This window comes from Brevibacillus halotolerans (assembly GCF_026891775.1).
Classification (GTDB): Bacteria; Bacillota; Bacilli; order Brevibacillales; family Brevibacillaceae; genus Brevibacillus_B; species Brevibacillus_B halotolerans.
In genome coordinates this window covers 61916-80660 of sequence record NZ_JAPTNK010000014.1, presented here as the reverse complement: position 1 = coordinate 80660, position 18745 = coordinate 61916, and the positions used below count along the sequence as shown (strand labels likewise).

Annotated in this window: 16 protein-coding genes; 8 read left to right on the top strand and 8 right to left on the bottom strand. The window is 41.6% G+C overall.

Going from position 1 to position 18745, the window contains the following annotated elements; translation table 11 throughout:
* Nucleotides 1-80: 80 nt before the first annotated feature.
* Nucleotides 81-2165: a TerD family protein gene (locus O0550_RS17185; protein WP_258426933.1), complete on the bottom strand. Its 2085-nt coding sequence runs from the start codon at nucleotides 2163-2165 to the stop codon at nucleotides 81-83.
* A 215-nt stretch (nucleotides 2166-2380) separates the two neighbouring features.
* Between O0550_RS17185 and O0550_RS17180 the strand changes: the two genes are divergently transcribed.
* On the top strand, nucleotides 2381-4405 hold the full coding sequence (locus O0550_RS17180) for a molybdopterin-containing oxidoreductase family protein (RefSeq protein ID WP_258426904.1): 2025 nt from the start codon (nucleotides 2381-2383) through the stop codon (nucleotides 4403-4405).
* Between the two features lie 210 nt (nucleotides 4406-4615).
* Here the strand turns inward: O0550_RS17180 and O0550_RS17175 are convergent, their stop codons facing one another.
* Nucleotides 4616-5611, bottom strand: a complete 996-nt coding sequence (locus tag O0550_RS17175) for a hypothetical protein (protein WP_258426903.1) — start codon at nucleotides 5609-5611, stop codon at nucleotides 4616-4618.
* A gap of 199 nt (nucleotides 5612-5810) precedes the next feature.
* Between O0550_RS17175 and O0550_RS17170 the strand changes: the two genes are divergently transcribed.
* The 4 genes from O0550_RS17170 (at nucleotide 5811) to O0550_RS17155 (ending at nucleotide 10643) form a co-directional block, all read left to right on the top strand.
* Complete coding sequence (locus O0550_RS17170) at nucleotides 5811-7469, top strand: AraC family transcriptional regulator (protein WP_258426902.1); 1659 nt, start codon at nucleotides 5811-5813, stop codon at nucleotides 7467-7469.
* Between the two features lie 106 nt (nucleotides 7470-7575).
* A complete protein-coding gene (locus O0550_RS17165; RefSeq protein WP_096887808.1) occupies nucleotides 7576-8568 on the top strand; it encodes an iron-hydroxamate ABC transporter substrate-binding protein in 993 nt (330 codons plus the stop codon).
* 22 nt (nucleotides 8569-8590) lie between these two features.
* Nucleotides 8591-9601 (top strand): FecCD family ABC transporter permease, encoded by a 1011-nt coding sequence (locus tag O0550_RS17160; protein ID WP_258426901.1) that lies wholly within the window; start codon nucleotides 8591-8593, stop codon nucleotides 9599-9601.
* Nucleotides 9591-10643 (top strand): FecCD family ABC transporter permease, encoded by a 1053-nt coding sequence (locus tag O0550_RS17155; RefSeq protein WP_003343250.1) that lies wholly within the window; start codon nucleotides 9591-9593, stop codon nucleotides 10641-10643. Before O0550_RS17160 ends, O0550_RS17155 begins: the two co-directional genes overlap by 11 nt.
* 116 nt (nucleotides 10644-10759) lie before the next feature.
* On the opposite strand, the gene O0550_RS17150 is transcribed toward O0550_RS17155, so the two are convergent.
* On the bottom strand, nucleotides 10760-11158 hold the full coding sequence (locus O0550_RS17150; RefSeq protein ID WP_003333673.1) for a DoxX family protein: 399 nt from the start codon (nucleotides 11156-11158) through the stop codon (nucleotides 10760-10762).
* A 220-nt stretch (nucleotides 11159-11378) separates the two neighbouring features.
* Here O0550_RS17150 and O0550_RS17145 point away from each other — a divergent pair, with 220 nt between their 5' ends.
* The 3 genes from O0550_RS17145 (at nucleotide 11379) to O0550_RS17135 (ending at nucleotide 13805) form a co-directional block, all read left to right on the top strand.
* Nucleotides 11379-11636 (top strand): hypothetical protein, encoded by a 258-nt coding sequence (locus O0550_RS17145; protein WP_003343252.1) that lies wholly within the window; start codon nucleotides 11379-11381, stop codon nucleotides 11634-11636.
* A 104-nt stretch (nucleotides 11637-11740) separates the two neighbouring features.
* Nucleotides 11741-12445, top strand: coding sequence for a response regulator transcription factor (locus O0550_RS17140; RefSeq protein WP_003333670.1), 705 nt, complete (start codon nucleotides 11741-11743; stop codon nucleotides 12443-12445).
* Nucleotides 12435-13805: a sensor histidine kinase gene (locus O0550_RS17135; RefSeq protein WP_258426900.1), complete on the top strand. Its 1371-nt coding sequence runs from the start codon at nucleotides 12435-12437 to the stop codon at nucleotides 13803-13805. Before O0550_RS17140 ends, O0550_RS17135 begins: the two co-directional genes overlap by 11 nt.
* 155 nt (nucleotides 13806-13960) lie before the next feature.
* Here O0550_RS17135 and O0550_RS17130 read toward each other — a convergent pair whose 3' ends face one another.
* The 5 genes from O0550_RS17130 to rfbF form a co-directional block, all read right to left on the bottom strand.
* A complete protein-coding gene (locus tag O0550_RS17130) occupies nucleotides 13961-14473 on the bottom strand; it encodes a DUF4190 domain-containing protein (protein ID WP_035318789.1) in 513 nt (170 codons plus the stop codon).
* Nucleotides 14474-14667: 194 nt separating this feature from the next.
* Nucleotides 14668-15585, bottom strand: a complete 918-nt coding sequence (locus O0550_RS17125) for an NAD-dependent epimerase/dehydratase family protein (RefSeq protein ID WP_003343258.1) — start codon at nucleotides 15583-15585, stop codon at nucleotides 14668-14670.
* Nucleotides 15586-15588: 3 nt separating this feature from the next.
* Nucleotides 15589-16818, bottom strand: a complete 1230-nt coding sequence (locus tag O0550_RS17120; protein WP_258426899.1) for a class I SAM-dependent methyltransferase — start codon at nucleotides 16816-16818, stop codon at nucleotides 15589-15591.
* Nucleotides 16819-16839: 21 nt separating this feature from the next.
* Nucleotides 16840-17901 (bottom strand): CDP-glucose 4,6-dehydratase, encoded by a 1062-nt coding sequence (gene rfbG, locus O0550_RS17115; RefSeq protein WP_258426898.1) that lies wholly within the window; start codon nucleotides 17899-17901, stop codon nucleotides 16840-16842.
* 1 nt (nucleotide 17902) lies between these two features.
* Nucleotides 17903-18670, bottom strand: a complete 768-nt coding sequence (gene rfbF, locus O0550_RS17110; protein ID WP_003333664.1) for a glucose-1-phosphate cytidylyltransferase — start codon at nucleotides 18668-18670, stop codon at nucleotides 17903-17905.
* Nucleotides 18671-18745 lie beyond the last annotated feature (75 nt).

The window sequence follows — 18745 nt, the reverse complement described above, 5'->3', positions numbered from 1 at the left end:
TAGTCTACGAATTACAAAATACATCAATATGTCGTATGTGTCAAATGACGGTCCTGTGACTAGACATCAGAATGCATGTGCTATAAATAATCAGACATGATTTTTTCGGTGTCATAGGGTGTTATCCCGCTATTTACAGAAAAGACGGATTGGGCACGATCAGGATTATCAACAAGCGTTCCTCTGGCTAAGGCGTGCAATACAAACAGGTCGTATAAATTTGGTTTAATCAGATTTGTCATGGCTTTTCCCATGAGCTGCATGCTGTTTCGATTATGTTCAACGTTATTGGCATAGGTAGGTTCAAAAGTAAGAGCTAAATCGGTCCAGATGACCTGACGAGCCTCTATATCAATCATAACGGGAATACAAATCGTTGTATCAGCAGTGATGTCGATTTTATTTTGTACGGTAGCCGGTTCGAAGATTTCACCAGAATTAGGGTGCTGTCGCATCATCCAGCCAGCAAAGCATTCAGGGAGATCACAATAAGGATGACTGGTAAAGGAATGCAAAGACATGGAAAGATAACGAGCCCCTGCTTTTGCCGCAGCAGTTAAATCGATATCAATGAACTCGCAGGCACCTTGTGGAGCAGTAGTAATATCACCACTATGGTAGGCCTTAAAGGAAGATGAGACTAAATTCGTATAGGAAATGTGTTCTAAATCATTCCAGTTGTGGTCATACATCACAGCAGATAAATCAACATCCACTCGATCTGTCGGAACTTGATTCACAATACCTTCTCGCCACCAAGTAAAAAATCGGATGGTATTTCCAGCCGGTAAATCAAGCTTAGAACCTCGCGTAATCGTACGGAGCGCCTTCTGAGCTGAGCGTTGGGAGAAGGGGACATTGTAATTGCGCAATTGTTCATCGACATATACATAGCCCAGCGGCGGCAATTGGGAAAAACGCTGCATGAGTTCCTTTTGACAGATGGATATGATTGAATCACCGATTTCCTTAGGAAGAGGAGCCAGTGTGTCAGCACTCACTTGAACTTTGGCTACATTTCCTTTCGGGAAAAATGTACGGACGGCTTGCGGAATGTGACGGTTCGCAAAATGTGTCATCACCTGTAGCAATACAGGTGAAGAAACCTGATCAACTATCTTTTCAAAAGCATGGGTGATTGGCTGCCAATCCACACTGAGACGTATGATGTGATCAAGACGACGTGCCAGCTCGCCCGGTCTAGTGGAAAGTAGCTCGATTGCTTCTGATAGCCGTCGATGTAATAGAGCTTCCTCTACTTTACTGTTAAATGTTTCGATTTTTTGATTGTTACGAATCAGATAAAAAGCATCGGCGCACCGTGGGAAACGTAGCTTGTATTCCGTAGGGTGTAAAATTTCCCCTAATCGAATCCAACGGTTTTTATAGCGCAGCATATCTTCTTCGGGGGCATGACAATTCTCTAATAGCCCCAAGATAAAACGTCTTTGGGCACGTGTAAATTTACGAAAGGGCGTAGCGCTGGATAGACTGATATCACCGCCAGATAAGGCTGTAGCTACCCGTAAAACATCTGTTGCTGTCTTGATATGTTTGGAAAAAAAGGCAGGTGATAGTTTACTGGATGAGAATAGTAAGCCTGTGAGCAGCGCAAAATTTTCTTTTAATGGAATATCTAACTGCACAAGTTTATCTAAAACCTGATATTCTTGTATAAAGAAGCTGAGGTCATCCTTGTCGGTTTCGGAAAGGGAGGTTTTGGACTGGACGAGATTCCAGAAGATTTGCTCTAATTCCTCTTCATTTCCAAGTTCAATGACAGTTACCTCATGTTGATCAAGCAGTGGAAGTCGTTTCTTTACTTCATCAATCGGAAGAGAAAGGGTGAGATAGTGAATAATGGCGTTCACATATAAGCTTGCTTGGCTTGCTTCCATTAGTTGCTGGGGGAAATTTTGATACATCGGACGATATTGTACATGAGCTCCGACCAGTTGCTTTACGTCCTTTTCTAGCTGCTGAAAGAATGTAGTAAATTCTTCGACAGATAGGGTTTGCAACCGTTCCATCAATCGGTGGGAAAAGGTGAAGCCAAGATGCTCCAGGTTCTTTAAGGCAGTAGCTAGGTAAGGAAGAGGTAAATGACTGATTCCTGTCTGTACAAGTAGCTTACCTTTGCGTCTTAGATAGATAGAATTTTTCATTGGCATAGTAAAAAAAATCAGGAGAGCAGTGCCCCTAATATCCATTTGTCGTAGAAGGAAGGAGCACTATAGCCTGATTTTTATATCCTTTTTATTATTTGTAAAGGTTAATTTTTGAATGGGAAAGATTATTCAATCATTATAGTATAGATACAAAAGTCTGTAAATAAGATGAAAAATAGTCGAAAAGAGAAAGAGTAAGGAGGAGAGAAGCCATGACAAAAGAGCATACCAATATCTGCCCCCACGATTGCTGGGACACCTGTAGTATGACAGTGACTGTCGATGAATCAGGAAAAGCAGTGAAAATTCGCGGTAACAAAGAACACCCGGTAACCAAAGGCTTTCTGTGCATCAAGGTAAATAATTATTTAGAGCGGGTGTATCATCCAGATCGGATTTTATATCCCATGAAAAGAACAGGTAAAAAAGGGGAAGGGGTATTTGAACGAATTTCGTGGGAGGAAGCCATCCAGCTCATTACGGATAAATGGAAGGAAACCATTCGTCAATATGGAGCCGAGGCTGTCTTACCTTATAGCTATGCTGGTACTATGGGGTTGATTAACTACGGCAGTATGGATCGACGTTTTTTTGGTAAAATGGGTGCTTCTCGTCTGGCTCGTACTTTATGCGCTTCTGCTGCCTCAGCGGCTCTACACTCTGTATATGGAACCCGACTTGGTGTCGATCCAGAGGATATGGTACATTCTCGTTTGATTATCGCATGGGGCACCAATACGCTTCATACAAACGTCCATCAGTTCCCGATTATGGAGGAAGCACGGAGGAATGGCGCTGTTTTGGTGGTCATTGATCCTTATAGGCATGAGACGGCAGAAAAGGCAGATATCCATTTGCAAATTAAACCAGGAACCGATAGCGCACTCGCACTGGGGATGATGCATGTACTAATTCAAAACGATCAGCTCGATCACGCATACATTGCCAGCCATCTACAAGGCTTTGATGAGTTAAAGGAGCGCGTAAAACCATATACACCAGCTCATGTAGCTAGCATTACGGGGCTTTCCGAGCAGGAGATCATTGAATTTACTCAATTATATGCAAGCACCAAGGCTTCCCTTATCCGTTGCGGATTTGGTCCACAGCGTCATACGACTGGGGGAGAAATCATTCGTACATTGGCGGTACTTCCAGCATTAACAGGAGCCTGGCAGGAGCTAGGCGGAGGCTTTTTACTAGCCAATATGGATGTCGGAATCAATTACGAGAATCTATATCGAGCAGATGTGTATGAAGGAAATCCGCGGGAAATAAACTGTGCGCAATTAGGCTCTGCTCTCTTACAGCAAGACAATCCCGTAAAGGCTCTTTATGTCTATAACAGTAATCCAGCTTTAGTGACTCCTGATGCTAATAAGGTTACGGAGGGGCTACTCCGGGATGATTTATTTACGGTAGTCCATGAGCAGCATATGACAAAAACCTGCCGATATGCAGATATTATCTTGCCTGCGACTACAACTCTGGAGCATTTGGATATTCATACATCCTACTGGCATTTATATGTACAGTTAAACGAGCCTGCTATTGCCCCCTTAGGAGAAGCCAAATCTAATACGGAGACCTTCCGTTTGCTAGCCAAGGCGATGGGGTATACAGAAGAGTGCTTTGCAGATAGCGATGAGGATTTAATTAGGCAGGCATTGGATTCTACCCACTCGTTTCTTAACGGAATCACGTATGAGACGCTTAAAGAAAAGAAATATCAGAAAGTATCATTTGAAGGAGATCATTTCTTTCCGTTTCAGCACGGCTTTTTAACGCCGAGTAAAAAGATCGAGGCACTAGCGCCACAGATGAAAGAGCTAGGCTTGGAGCCGTTGGTTAACTACACACCGCTTGAGCAAAAGGCAGAGGGCGCTGAGCAATATCCTTTGCACTTTTTGACGGTGAAAGCAAAGCATTTCTTAAATTCCAGCTTTGGAAATGTAGAGACACTGAAAAAACGGGAAAAGGAGCCAGTCCTCTATATGAATCCTCAGGATGCGCTTTCCCGAGGGATTGCAGAAGGCGATCAGGTGAAAGTATACAACGATCGTGGGGAAATTGTTCTCCCAGCTAAAATTAGCGAAAAAGTAGGAGCTGGTGTGCTGGTTACCCCGATTAATTTATGGCAAAAGAATGTGAATGTAACAACCTCAGAAGCACTAACCGATCTAGGCGGTGGAGCAACCTATTACACCAATTTTGTAGAGGCAGTGAAAGTGGGGTAGGGGGCGTAGGGATGGATTAAACGGTAACTTCGTACGCATACAACAATTGAGCTAACCAAAGGCTTCTGCATCATCTAAAGGAGTTGCCAGAGCAGGTCTGGAAACAAGAGGTGCAGAGTATATTTCCCACTCACACAGCATAACCAATCAATCATTTTTCTATCATGAAACAAGGCTGAAGGACGTGATAAGGCTCCTTCAGCCTGTTTGTTATGCGCCGAATGTTTGATCAACCGTTTGAGGTAATGATCCCCAAAATTTGGAGATGTCTGGCTTAGCGTCACCGATGATACTCTCTCCTGCTTTTCCATGCTCATAAATGACGTCTTTGTTTTGATTGATAATCTGTAGGTACTCTGCAATGATGCTTGTTGTCTTCGTATCACTGTGAGTTTTTATGAATTGTTCGTACGCTTTCTTTACCTCTGGCAACAGCTTCATGGTTTTTTCATCAATGGCATAGTAGCGATAGTTACTGAGATATTCTTGCAAATAGGTTTGATATAGATTCCTAACATCTGTTTTTTTGATTCCGTTCTTATAGGAGGTTAGATACTTTTCTACTTTTACGATGCGTTCTCCCAGCTCTTGACGTGAGATAATTAAACTACCATCTCTGGAAATAGGTTTATTATATTCGTCCCATTGTAGCTCCAGGTATGACTTCATGTCGTCAGTGAGGTAGCGGGAGTATTGCTGTAAGGCATCATAATCTACCATCCAAAACAAATCCCCTTCGTTATCTGTTAAGGCTAGCTTGCCAGCCAATTTATCCTGCACGTATTTTTTTAAAGGCTCTTCTTGAATCTTCGTGACATCAACAGGGAAGCCAATTTCATATAGCTTTTGGGCATTGTTATTCTCAGCTAATAACTTAGAAAAGCTTTCATTCAATCCAATCAAGTGAGTGGCATAATAATCATCTAAAATAACGAATAGCCGATCGGCAGTTTCACTTTTTACGCTTTTGATCGTCTTATCCAAGTAGGTGATTAATTCAACAGGCTCTTTTGCTTGTGACGCAATATCCTGCATTTGTTTGATAACGTCTTGTTCGACAGTTGGTTGATTCTTCTGGGGTGTATTTGTCTGAGGTGTGGTTTCTCCTTGTACCGGCTGGGAGCTTGTTGAACCACTGTTTCCACAGCCTGTTAATAATCCTATGGCTAACACTGAGCTAAGCACCAGATATCCTGAATTTTTCATAAGAACCACTCCATATCTAAAAGTTATTATTTGGTTAATTAGTAATTTATGTAAAAGATATGTATATGATACAAGACGATATAGTATGTTAATTGGTTTCAAATATATAACTAGCTTTGCTATACTACAAATAACTCAGATTTGTTGAGAATAGTTATCAATGAACCGATATGACAAAACATAGAAAGTGGCGACATATATGTCAGATCAACAACAGCAACATTCGTTTTCTGCTGAATCGACTGTAGAAATAGATCAATACCAATTTAAGCTAAAAGAGATAGAACTGCTTAAGGGGAGCCAGTATAAACCAGTTCCATTGATTCATCAGATGACCTCCTCGTATGTTTTGCTTATCGCTCTTCAAGGTCAGGGTCATGTCCTAATTGATGAACAAGCTCACCCACTACAAAAGGATGGCGTCTATGTATGTGCACCAGGCCAAACCCTTGGACTTGAATTAACTCCAGAGGTAGAAACCTATTGCTATGTGATTTACTTTCATGTCTATCAGGAATCAGGAAAGCGGAGGGGACAGTTGAAGCCTGTGCGTGATAAAGGACCTTTCGGGAAAGGAGGACAAGTATCGCATACGATCTCCCAACCGACGATGCTGTGCCAAACGATCGAAAAGCAATGGAAAAGCAAGAAGCCCATGGACCGTTTTTTGGGGCAAATCACTTTTCTACAGTTTATTCATACACTTATGAACAATAAGGACATCCGCTTTGAGGATTCTAAAACTGCTATTGCTAAAGCCAAAACCTACATCGATACTCATTTTAATAAAAACCTTTGTGTAGATGATTTAGCCAAAATAGCGGGAGTAAGTTCAAAGTATTTTGGCGAGCTGTTTAAAAAGACGTATGGAATCGGGGCAATTGAATATGTAACAAAAGTGAGGATGAATCAAGCAAAGCAATTTATGAGTAGACCGCAGGTTCGCTTAAAGGACGTTGCTCATCAAATTGGCTATAACGATGAATTTTACTTTAGCAGGAAGTTTAAGCAGGAGGTTGGTGTATCTCCCACCACATACATGAAGCAACGTCAGAAAAAGGTAGCTATCTATAGTCACCGGCTTCTTGGCTATGTACTAGCCTTGCAGGTGATCCCTTATGCCGCTCCCCTGCATCCAAAATGGTCGTCCATCTACTATGAAAAATACCGCACGGAAATACCTATTCACTTAAGTGCGTACCGTGTCGATTACAAATGGGAAAGTAATATTGAGGTCTTAGAGCAAATCCATCCCGATCTTATTATCAGCATCGATCAACTAGAAAGAAAAGAGAAGGCAAAGCTGGAACAGGCAGGATCAGTGAGCTATGTTTCATGGAGTGATACAGATTGGAGAGCACAATTTCTGCAAACAGCCGAGCTTTTACAAGTACCTCAGGATGCAGATAAATGGCTTACATCTTATGATCACAAGGTGAAGATGATCAGAGAGGAAATCAGCGGAGTAGTAAAAAACGATACCTTTCTGATTGTCCGTCTACTAAAACAAAATATATATGTATACAGCAATCCTAGTATGACTCAGGTATTTTATGGTGATTTGCAAATGATTCCCGCCTATCCGCTGCATGATGTGGGAATTGATGAAAAGATAACGCTACAAAAGCTGGCAGAGTATGATCCTGATCATATATTGGTACTTGCCTGCCCTGAGTCAGAGACGCTACATTACTGGAAGCACCTCCAAATGAGACCAGAATGGCAACAGATTAGAGCGGTGCGCCTAAACAATGTTCATGAAATTTTTTCAAATCCTTGGCGTGATTACTCTCCGCTGGCCCATGAGCGTTTAATCGAGGATGTTTATCGTCTCTTTTCTGGAAATCGTCCATATTGATTCCGGAAATCGTTCATGGTCGAGCAGAGTCTACTCCTCTATAATCGTAAATGAGAATTATTATCAAACATTTCAGATTGTCTTATCGAGAGGGGACATTATAAACATGAATAAACGTAAGTTTCTAGGAGTAGGTCTAGTAGCCATACTGGCTCTTATGGTAACGGCTTGCGGCGGGAAAACAGAGACAACAGCACCTGCCAATCCGACAGCTACCAGCAGTGATAGCCAAAAAGCATCAGAATCAGCAACAGGTGAAACAAGAACGATTAAGTATCTTGATCAAGAATATAAAGTTCCAGCTAAGACAGATCGCATTGTCATTACAGGTAGTATGGAGTCTATGGAAGACGCTGTAGTTTTAGGTGTAGAGCCAGTAGGTGCGATTAGTGTAGGTGGTAAATTCCCGGATATTTATAAAAGTATTACAGGCTCATCGGAATCCATTGGTGAAAAAATGCAACCAAATCTGGAGACCATGCTTAAATTAAAACCAGACGTGATCCTCGGTTCGTCTAAATTTAAGCCAGAAGTATATAGTAAATTCGAGAAAATCGCACCAACCTTCCCTGTTTCTCATATCTCAAGCAACTGGGAAGCTAATTTACACTTACTAGCTGAATTAACAGGAAAGCAAGCAGAAGCTGAGAATGTACTGAAAAAATATAAAGAAGATCTAGAAAAGGCAAAAGCTTCTTTGGGCGATAAGCTGAAGGATAAAAAAGTAGTAGCGATACGCCTGCGTCAAGGTACCATCAATATCTATCCAGAAAAAGTCTTCTTTAACCCATCCTTATATGCGGAATTAGGTTTTACAGCACCAGAGGAAGTTAAGGCGGCTAAAGCGCAAGAGGCTATGTCATTGGAAAAATTTAGTGCCATGAATCCAGACTATATCTTTGTTCAATTTTCACCTGATGAAAACAAAGACCAACCTAAATCTTTAGAGGATCTAGAGAAAAATCCAATCTGGCAAAGCATTAACGCCGTGAAAAATGGCCATGTTTACGTGAATGTAGTAGATCCACTAGGACAAGGTGGTACAGCATGGAGCAAAATTAACTTCTTGAAAGCTGCGGTGGAAAAGCTGTCCAAGTAGATAAAAGGGCGAGAAGAGCGCAATGAGAGTGAAGAAATCAGTACCAGTTGCCATTTTGTTGACATCACCAATTTTTATTGTGATCTTGATGGCACTGTCCATTGTCTTTGGAGCTAAAAACATAGAGCTTAGTACAATTCAGGATGCTATCTTTCATTTTGATGCTGGTAATGCTGATCATCAGATTATCATGCATTCCAGAATACCAAGAGCTGTAGGAGCACTATTAATTGGTGCCTTCTTAGCAATGTCGGGAGCTTTAATGCAGGGGATGACCAGAAACTTTCTGGCATCTCCTTCCATTATGGGGGTATCAGACGGATCAGCATTTGTTATTACGGTGTGTATGATCTTTATGCCAGCTACGTCCTCCCTACAAATGATCATGTATTCTTTACTTGGTTCTGCGTTAGGCGTAGGAATTGTATTGGGGTTTGCATCCCTGTTGCCTAATGGTATGACCCCAGTCCGATTGGCTATAATCGGGACAGTTATCGGAACAGTCCTAAGTAGTATATCGCAAGCCTTATCCACTTATTTTCAAATATCGCAGAATCTCAGCTTTTGGTATAACGCTCGATTACACCAAATTGATCCGGGCTTGATTAAATTAGCTCTTCCCTTTGCAATCGTAGGTATTTTACTGGCGTTATTTTTGTCTAAATCCATTACGATTCTGTCATTGGGTGAGGAGATAGCGGTCAATTTGGGCCAGCGTACAGCTCTGATTAAAGGGCTGACGATGCTGACTGTTGTCATTTTGACCGGGATATCTGTTGCTTTGGTAGGCAAGATAGGATTTGTTGGATTAATTGTTCCACATATTGCTCGCTTTCTGGTGGGGATAGATTATCGGTGGATCGTACCGTGTTCAGCGGTGGTTGGTGGAATTTTTTTACTATTTTCCGATATCCTAAGTCGGTTTATGAATTACCCTTTTGAAACGCCAATCGGAGTAGTTACTTCGTTGTTTGGTATTCCATTCTTCCTCTATTTGATTGTTAAAAAAGGGGGAGAAAAACATGGTAACTAACAAAAAGCAATCGCGTGTATTTGCTAAGACATCGACTGCTCGATTTTGGACAGTTACAATAGCAAGTATTTGTCTTGCATTGCTAGCTATTTATATTAGTGTTACAAACGGCGAGTTTGATATGACGCTACAAGACGTTATCAACACATTGCTACGTCATGATCCTAAACCTGAGCATGATCTGGTTATCTTTGAATTTCGCCTACCGCGTATTGTGATTGCGGCCCTTGTTGGTATGGGGCTAGGGCTTGCCGGTACCGTTGTTCAAGCGATTACCCGAAATGGACTTGCTGATCCTGGAATATTGGGCATCAATTCGGGGGCAGGTGCAGCAATTGTACTGTTTATCTTTATGTTTGAGGGGAAAATGGGTAGCGAAGGGTTATTAACAACATTAGCCATGCCTTTGTTTGGTTTAGTGGGTGGTCTGCTCTCTGCTTTCCTTATCTTTCTATTTGCTTGGCAAAAGGGGAAACTAGACCCACAACGGCTTATTCTGGTTGGAATTGCAGTTGGAACAGGTCTGGGGGCATTTACGCTCTACCTTTCTTTACGGATGAACGCAAAGGATTTTGAGATGGCAACCGTGTGGATGACAGGTAGTATCTGGAGTGCTAACTGGATTTATATTGTGGCTATGCTCCCTTGGTTTATCTTGTTTATCCCGATATTATTTCGAAAAGCCAACGTGTTAAATCTATTGCAGCTAGATGAAAACAGCGTTAGAGGGCTTGGAGTATCCACCGAGAAAGAAAAAATGGTGCTCTTGCTAGCTAGTGTTGGGATCATTAGTGCATGTGTATCAGTGTCAGGTAGTATTGGGTTCGTTGGATTAATGGCGCCGCATATTGCTAAAGCATTGGTCGGGAATCATCACAGACGGATATTGCCTGTATCAGCTTTGATGGGGATGCTCTTGGTTTTGGTATCAGATTTTATTGCCAAGACCGTGTTCTCGCCGGCTGAGCTTCCTGTAGGAATCGTCATTGCGATTATAGGGGGGCCATACTTCCTTTATCTGCTGTATAAAGCACGAGCCTAAAGTAGAGATATAAACTAGTATTCATTACAAAAAGCCTGGAGCATATAACTCCAGGCTTTTGCGTGTAGAAAGAAATGGTTTCTTATGCATGGAAAAGCATTAATTCGTACTGTACGTTACGCTGTTTCTTTTTTTCCATAAGGAAGCAGGTTATCTACTGCTGCCATGCTGCTACCATTCAATGCAAGGTATAGCGCCATTGTGAAGAGAGCAAGGTCAAATTCATAGCCACCGATGAAACCAGCCGCCAATTTAACTTTTAGGGTAGCTCCTACCATAATGACCATGAGTAAAAATGAAATGGCACGAGTTCCTAGCCCTAAAATCAATAGGATACCTCCTACTAATTCGATAGTTCCAACTACATAAGCTAGGAAGCCAGGTAGGCCGATGCTTTCGAAAAATCCTACAATGTTTTCGATGCCCCCCTGGAATTTATCAAGACCGTGCAGCAAGAAGGTTAGACCTAGTACAACACGAAGAATGAGTGCGCCAAGCTGTTGTTTGTTTGCCACTTTTGTGTTGCTCCTTTCAGATAATGTTTAGTAACTTACTAATTATAAGTATAATAATGTTATTGCTTACTTTTGTCAAGCGTCTAACTTTAATGTTGTTTTTTTCCTGTCAGGTATATATTTATATGCGTGTATTATGTCCTTCATAACTTCTTTATATTTACTACATCAGTTCCTCATTTCTTTTTTGTAAGCTAAGAAAAAAAAAGGAGGAGCAGATATGAAAAAAATAATTTTTTCTCTAGCATCGTTGGTTGTCGTCTTGGGGATCGCAACAGGCGTGTATGCAGGCACGTCACAAGTAACACCTGATCAAAAGCAGAAGGAATTTGAACAGATGCGCCCTTTGATGAAACAAATGCACCCGCAACTGACAGACGCACAGATTCAATCTATGTATGAAAGCTGTCATGGCCCAAACGGCATGCATGAGAGAATGATGAACAATTATACAGACCAGACTCCAAATCGTAAATAATCGCTTATAATAAAAAAAGAAACAGGATCAGGCAGACTTTCCAGAAAGGAGGGGCTGCCTACTTGTGCATTTTTGCACATAGTAAGCGAGGCGGGTGAGAGTAGATGGGTCAACACAAGATATTAGTCGTTGATGATGAAGAAAATATTTTGCAGGTAATTCGAGCTTATTTAGAGAGAAGCGGTTACATTGTTTACGTAGCAGAGACGGGGGAGGCGGCACTTCAGCTCCATCAGCTTTTACAGCCAGACCTCATCATATTAGACTTGATGCTGCCTGATATGTCGGGAGAGGATATATGTCGAAAATTACGCAAGACCTCCGATATTCCTATTCTTATGCTGACAGCTAAAAGTGCTGAGGATGATAAAATTAATGGGCTGTTAATGGGGGCCGACGATTATGTTAGTAAGCCATTTAGTCCACGTGAATTAGTGGCTCGGGTTATTACGCTGTTACGGCGGACAGGTACTACGAAAAAACAAGAGCAAGCACTTACCTTTCTCCAAAAACGTCTATGTGTGGAACCAGAACTACATCAGGTCACACTAGATCAGGCTAGCATCACATTAACACCTATTGAGTTTAAGCTATTGTATACGCTAGCTAGCCAACCAAAAAAAGTGTTTAGCCGTCTGGAATTAATTAATCACATTCAGGGTTATGGATTTGATGGATATGAACGTACCATTGACGTACACATCAAAAACGTAAGGCAAAAATTAAACGATGATCCCAAGCACCCCTCCTTTATTTCAACAGTGTTTGGTGTAGGCTATAAATTTTTGGTGAACCGTGATGAAGCATAAAGGAATGAAACGACAGCTTTTTCTTTCCCATCTGGGTGTTGCGCTCGTTTCTTTGTTAGTCATCATCATTATTGTAAATATCTCGGTTTCCATTACATTTGGTAAATATGTTGAAAATCAACTGCAAGCGGAGGCAGATGCGATCCTACAAGACCTGACCGAATCATATGTAAAAGCCAATGAATGGTCAAGACAGACACTTATGGGTGTAGGACATCGAGCTATGCAGCGTGACATGACTGTCATTTTGCTTGATGTAGAAGGGAACGTCATTTGGGATTCGAATAAGATGGGAATGCATATGGAAAGGCAAGGCACAAAGCATAGCTGTGCTGTAGATGATAAGCTTCCTCATTCTACCTACTCAACACCTATCATCATTGGAGATCAGCAGGTGGGTATGTTACATGTGGGGCTTCCAGATGGTCAATTTCAGGAGCAGGAGAGAGAATTCATTACCAGATTTAATGGAATGGTCGGAGGGGCGCTTCTGATTGTCATTGTCGGCGTTTATTATTATAGCGTTCGCATTTCGCGCGGTATTAGCCATCCCTTGCTTCACATGAAGGAGAAAGCGAATCGAATGCGGACAGGAGACCTCACAGCACGAGTGGAGACGGACACATTGCATGGGGAAATACAGGAGTTGGGTCAAGCGGTGAATCATTTGGCAGAGAGCCTACAAAAGCAAGAACGTCTACGTAAAAATTTAACAGCCGATATTGCCCATGAATTACGAACGCCACTTGCTACAATTCAAAGCTACATGGAAGCATTTGAAGATGGGATATGGGAGCCGACATCAGAAAAATTGCAGATTTGTCAGGAACAGACCTCGCAGCTTGTTCTATTGATAAAGGATTTGGAGAAGTTAACGGAAGCCGAAAATCCAATGCTTCGTTTACAAAAGCAGCAAGTAAACCTACCTGCTATCATAGCGGAGGCACAAAAAAGCATTGCAGAGTTATGGGACAAGAAAAATATTCGTTATGTTCCGCCTTTCACGGACAATATCTTTGTGCATGCTGATTATCGCAGATTGTTGCAGGTATTTACGAATTTACTCAGCAATGCTTATAAATATACTCCTGAAGATGGTGAAGTATCGGTTGCCATCGAAGAGCAGCAGTCCAATATCGTAATAAATGTAGCGGATACAGGAGTGGGTATCAGAGAAGAAGAGCTCCCCTACGTATTTGAACGATTTTATCGTGGTGAAAAGTCGCGTAGTCGTAAATCAGGGGGAGCTGGAATTGGATTAGCTATCGTAAAAGCCATTATAGAAGCGCATGGTGGAGAGGTGCGGGTTGAGAGCAAGGCGGGGAAGGGCACTACATTTTTAGTCCGTTTGCCAATGTAAAAAGGGGAATCACCTGAGGAATTCTCAGGCTCCCCGTTAGCCTATAAGCGTACTAGCCTACTACGATCAGGAAACAAGTCCTTATATCCATCATTTCAAATAAGCAAGGCCCTCTTTGCACCAGAGAGCCTCGCTTCATTTGGAGAGATAAGACATTACATCCACATGCTAAATGTTCCAATGATCGTTGCTACAAAAAAAAGTGTCATAACGACAAATGGGAATGAAGTCAGTGTAATACCTGCAATTGCCATACCCCTACCGTTAGAAGAATTCCTTGCACGAATTCCCAAGATAAACCCCGAAGCGTTAATAATAAAGGCCAAGAAAATGGTTAGCATCGTACCAGGGGATGGTGTGTAATATCTTGAACTGTAATTTAACATGAAGCAGGACATTACAAATAAAATAATACCAAATATACCAAAAATCATTGAAACTATCGCTTGTCCTAATCTATCCTTGGGTTGATTCTTAACGGGACGCTTCTGTTGAGGGGAAGCTTGTTGAGGGGAGGGCTGGCGAGTAGTTGATGTTCTCATTTGACCATTTGTTCCCCTGTTGCCTTGTGTGTTCGTTACCCGAGTCTGACTGCTCGCCATTCTATTTGTCTGGCTGAGAGTTGATCTATTGGGCTGAGTATTGTTCGTTCTAGTAGTTCGTTGCAATTTACTAGCTCCTTTCTGACTGAGTATATAAGTAGGTAAAAAGTAACGATATTAAATTAGTCATAATTTACCAATAACCTCTTTTTTATTTATTTTTTTAATCTATGTAGTTTTATAGACATGTTTTTATGGGTTGAAAGACACGAAAAGCTGATACCATATGCTCATGGAATCAGCTTTTTTTAGGTATTTATTCATCTGTAAGAATATCCATCTAAATGTTTCCTCCACCAGATTATCGTTTCTTCTAAGCCAGCATCTAACGAGTATTTGGGATTCCAGTTTATTCCTCCCTGTAATCGAGCAATATTAGCTCCGACAAATAAAGGCTCATCCTGGGGGGATGGAATGGCTCCCCATTTGATTAAGTCCTCATTTCCGATTTTTTGACCGATAAGAGAAGCAATCTGCTTCAATTGGCTCGATTGCCCAGAAGCAATATTAACAGCTCCTCGCATATCGCTCCTTAATAAGGCTACCAGAGCATCGGCTACATCAGCGATATAGAGAAAATCACGATATTGATTTCCATGCGTGCACAAGGCCTCTTCGCCTTTTAATAGCGAGGTGATAAGGGTAGAAATAAGTCGATTCCCCGGATCATGAGGACCATATAAATGAAAGATTCTCCCCCAGCAGGCACTCAGACCAACCTGCTCAGAGTATGATTGGAGCCATAAACGCAAAATATTTTTACAAGCAGAGTAAGGTGTTTTATAAGAATAAAGAGAGCCAGCCTCAGATAAATAACCTTCCAGCCATTCATATTCTGCACATGTTCCAGCTACGATGATCCTTTTACCACCACATTTAGCAAAATGACGAAATAATGTCATGCTCGATTGCACCCAATCGTAGTTAGCAAGCGAATGATAACAGTGGGGAGGGACTGCTTCCCAAGCTAAATGTACCAGATGAGAAGGCTTCACCTGATCAATCAGAGCCGTCACTTCTGTATGGGATAAAAGGTTAGCTTGGTGCCAAGCACAGGTAATATCCAAAAGTGGCGCCTTTCGGTACGTCGCATGAACCTCCCAGCCCATTTTATGTAGCATACTAACTACATATCTGCCGATCCAGCCATTTCCGCCTGTTACGAGAACCTTTTCCATGCGCTACAGCACTTCCACTTCTGGAACAAACACTACAAATTTTCCGCCCCACTTTCGAATATAGGAGCATTCGTCCATGATTTCTGCTTTTACATTCCACGGCAAAATGAGGACGAAATCTGGTTGTGTTCGTTTTATTTCATCTGGGTTTTTAATCGGAATACGAGAGCCGGGCAATATAAGCCCTTGTTTATGTGGATTCTGATCGACGGTATAGGGGAGAAGCTCTTTTCCGATACCACAAAAGTGCAGGAGAGTATTTCCTTTAGCAGGGGCCCCGTAACCGACGATTTTCTTTTTCATGTTATGAGCCTTAATGAAAAAGGATAATATATCGATCTTCATTTGTTCGACTTTCTTTGAAAACTCCAGATACGTTGCTAATTGGTGAAGCCCGTGCTCTTGTTCCTTTTCAAGGATCTTTGCCACGCTTGGTTGGATGGGCTCCTTATCTTTACTATGCTTTACGAACAACCGTAAAGAACCGCCATGGGTAGGGATTTCCTCGACATCGACAACCTTTAACTGGTGGCTAGATAGGATGCTTTGAACGGAGAGTAGCGAAAAATAAGAGAAGTGTTCATGATAAATCGTATCAAATTGCTTACCAAGTATGAGCTGCAAGACATGGGGAAATTCGATTGTGATCATACCATTTGGTTGTAGTAGTATTTTTAGTCCTGCTATAAAGTCATGTAATTCAGGTACGTGTGCTAATACATTATTTGCGACAATTAAATCCCCTTTATAGCCTTCCTGTACCAATTGCTTTGCTAATCTCTCTCCAAAAAAATCTGCCCTCGTAGGAATTCCCTTATCGTTACAAATTTTCGCTAAATTTTTTGCCGGTTCAATCCCTAGTGTTCGAATATTACGCTTGTGAAAGTATTGTAATAAATAGCCGTCATTGCTTGCGATCTCAATAACCTGCGAATCGTGATGCAAATGGAACCTTGCTATAGCCATCTCGGTATATTTTTGAGCATGGGATAACCAACTAGAGGAATAGGAGCTAAAATATAGATAGTGATTAAAAATCTGATCTGGCGATTCAAACTGACCTACTTGTACCAGAAAACATTTATCACAAACATAGGCATGCAACGGATAAAATGGTTCCATGTCATCTACACGGTCCGGTGATATAAATGAGTTAGCGAGAGGTGTAACTCCTAAATCCAGGAATGAATGAGTAAGCAACGAATTGCAAAAACGACATTTTTTATCGGACATTTTCAGTAGACTCCTAACTCCTTATAAATTTATAAACCTGTTGATTTGTTGGCGAGTGAAAGAGCTTATGTCCTTACCTGATTGATATTGCTGGTACCACTGAACAGTCCATGCAACAGCCTCTGTAGTATTTAGCTTTGGATGCCACCCGAGGGAACGGATAGCTTTAGTGCTATCAAGGGTTAGTATAGGAGATTCGTAGGGGGGAGTAGCTGACGGAGCGGTTATCTGTATCTTTTCGTTCCAAATGCTCGCTGCTTTATCTACTATTTCTCTAACGGTTAGGTAAGAATGATCGATCGGTCCGAAATTCCAGGATTGGGCGTATACGGGGTTATTCCACAGCTTTTCGGCGAGAAGCAAATATCCATGTAAGGGGTCTAGGACATGCTGCCACGGGCGAATGGCGTTTGGATTTCGTATACTAAGCTTCGTTGAATGAATCAATGCCCTTGCGATATCTGGAAATATTCGATCTGCGGCCCAATCACCACCGCCAATCACATTACCAGCTCTTACGGATGCAAGTTGTGTTGCGGAAGAAGATGTAGGCTGAAAAAATGATTGTTGATAAGACTCAGTGATGACCTCGGCACATGCTTTGCTGGCACTGTATGGATCGTAGCCGCCTAGCGGATCATTTTCCTGAAAGGAATGATTACCTAGCCCATCATTTTTATAACATTTATCGCTTGTAACGTTAATAATTACATGAACACTTTTTGTTTGTCGTGCAGCCTCAAGTACATGAACGGTTCCTAATATATTCGTATGATAAGTGGTAAGTGGATCTGCATACGATTGCTGAACCAAAGGCTGGGCAGCTAGATGAAAAATAATTTCTGGCTGATAATCGGCAAGGGTTTGCAGAAGTAGCGGGTAGTCTGTAATGTCGCCCTTTATAGAACGGCATTCCTTCGAAACCTCTGCTATTTCAAATAAATGAGGGGTAGATGGTGGATTGAGAGAATACCCAATTACATCTGCCCCCAGCGATGTTAACCACAACGTAAGCCATGTACCCTTAAATCCAGTATGACCTGTTAGTAACACTTTTTTTTGATGCCAAAAGGATTTCTTCATGCTACCAAACCTTCCAAGGGGCGTTTTTACTATCCCACAAGTCCATTAATTTTTGCTTATCTCGTAATGTATCCATTGGATGCCAGAACCCATCATGACGATAGGCGGCAAGCTGATTTTGTTTTGCTAATTTGACTAAAGCATTTGTTTCCCAAATGGTTTGGTCATCATTGATAAAGGAAAAAATGGCTGGCTCTAGAACAAAAAATCCCCCATTTATCCAGCCGCCGTCCCCTAAAGGCTTCTCTTTGAAGTCTACAACCATCTGATCCTCAAGCATAAGGGAGCCGAATCTTCCAGGGGGCTGAACCGCAGTAACCGTCGCATATTTACCGTGCTTTTGATGAAATTCAATCAATTTTTTGATAGGAATATTCCCTACACCATCTCCGTACGTCAGACAAAACGTTTCGTCACCAATATATTTTTGTATCCTCTTAATACGGCCGCCCGTCTCCGTTCCTTCCCCTGTATCGATGAGCGTTACCTTCCAAGGCTCTGCATTATTGGAATGGTTCCTAATTTCATTTTTACTCATATCGAGCGTAAAATCTGACATATGCAGGTTATAATTTGAAAAATATTCTTTAATGAGGTGTCCCTTATAGCCTAAACAAATGATAAAATCATTGATTCCGTAGTAGCTAAAGATTTTCATGATGTGCCAAAGAATGGGCTTTGTCCCTATTTCAATCATTGGTTTAGGCTTTAAATGGGTTTCTTCGCCAATTCTCGTTCCATACCCACCAGCAAGAATAACTGCTTTCATTTTTATCCCCCATAGTTGCTAAAAATGTCCCTTTTTATGAAGCTTTTCATGCTTTTACATTATGCAGTAGTCCCG

Bases quoted from the DNA above. Each gene is read 5' to 3' on its own strand.
- O0550_RS17185 (WP_258426933.1), bottom strand. From the start codon at position 2,165: ATGAAAAATTCTATCTATCTAAGACGCAAAGGTAAGCTACTTGTACAG.
- O0550_RS17180 (WP_258426904.1), top strand. From the start codon at position 2,381: ATGACAAAAGAGCATACCAATATCTGCCCCCACGATTGCTGGGACACC.
- O0550_RS17175 (WP_258426903.1), bottom strand. From the start codon at position 5,611: ATGAAAAATTCAGGATATCTGGTGCTTAGCTCAGTGTTAGCCATAGGA.
- O0550_RS17170 (WP_258426902.1), top strand. From the start codon at position 5,811: ATGTCAGATCAACAACAGCAACATTCGTTTTCTGCTGAATCGACTGTA.
- O0550_RS17165 (WP_096887808.1), top strand. From the start codon at position 7,576: ATGAATAAACGTAAGTTTCTAGGAGTAGGTCTAGTAGCCATACTGGCT.
- O0550_RS17160 (WP_258426901.1), top strand. From the start codon at position 8,591: ATGAGAGTGAAGAAATCAGTACCAGTTGCCATTTTGTTGACATCACCA.
- O0550_RS17155 (WP_003343250.1), top strand. From the start codon at position 9,591: ATGGTAACTAACAAAAAGCAATCGCGTGTATTTGCTAAGACATCGACT.
- O0550_RS17145 (WP_003343252.1), top strand. From the start codon at position 11,379: ATGAAAAAAATAATTTTTTCTCTAGCATCGTTGGTTGTCGTCTTGGGG.
- O0550_RS17140 (WP_003333670.1), top strand. From the start codon at position 11,741: ATGGGTCAACACAAGATATTAGTCGTTGATGATGAAGAAAATATTTTG.
- O0550_RS17135 (WP_258426900.1), top strand. From the start codon at position 12,435: ATGAAGCATAAAGGAATGAAACGACAGCTTTTTCTTTCCCATCTGGGT.
- O0550_RS17125 (WP_003343258.1), bottom strand. From the start codon at position 15,585: ATGGAAAAGGTTCTCGTAACAGGCGGAAATGGCTGGATCGGCAGATAT.
- O0550_RS17120 (WP_258426899.1), bottom strand. From the start codon at position 16,818: ATGTCCGATAAAAAATGTCGTTTTTGCAATTCGTTGCTTACTCATTCA.
- rfbG (WP_258426898.1), bottom strand. From the start codon at position 17,901: ATGAAGAAATCCTTTTGGCATCAAAAAAAAGTGTTACTAACAGGTCAT.
- rfbF (WP_003333664.1), bottom strand. From the start codon at position 18,670: ATGAAAGCAGTTATTCTTGCTGGTGGGTATGGAACGAGAATTGGCGAA.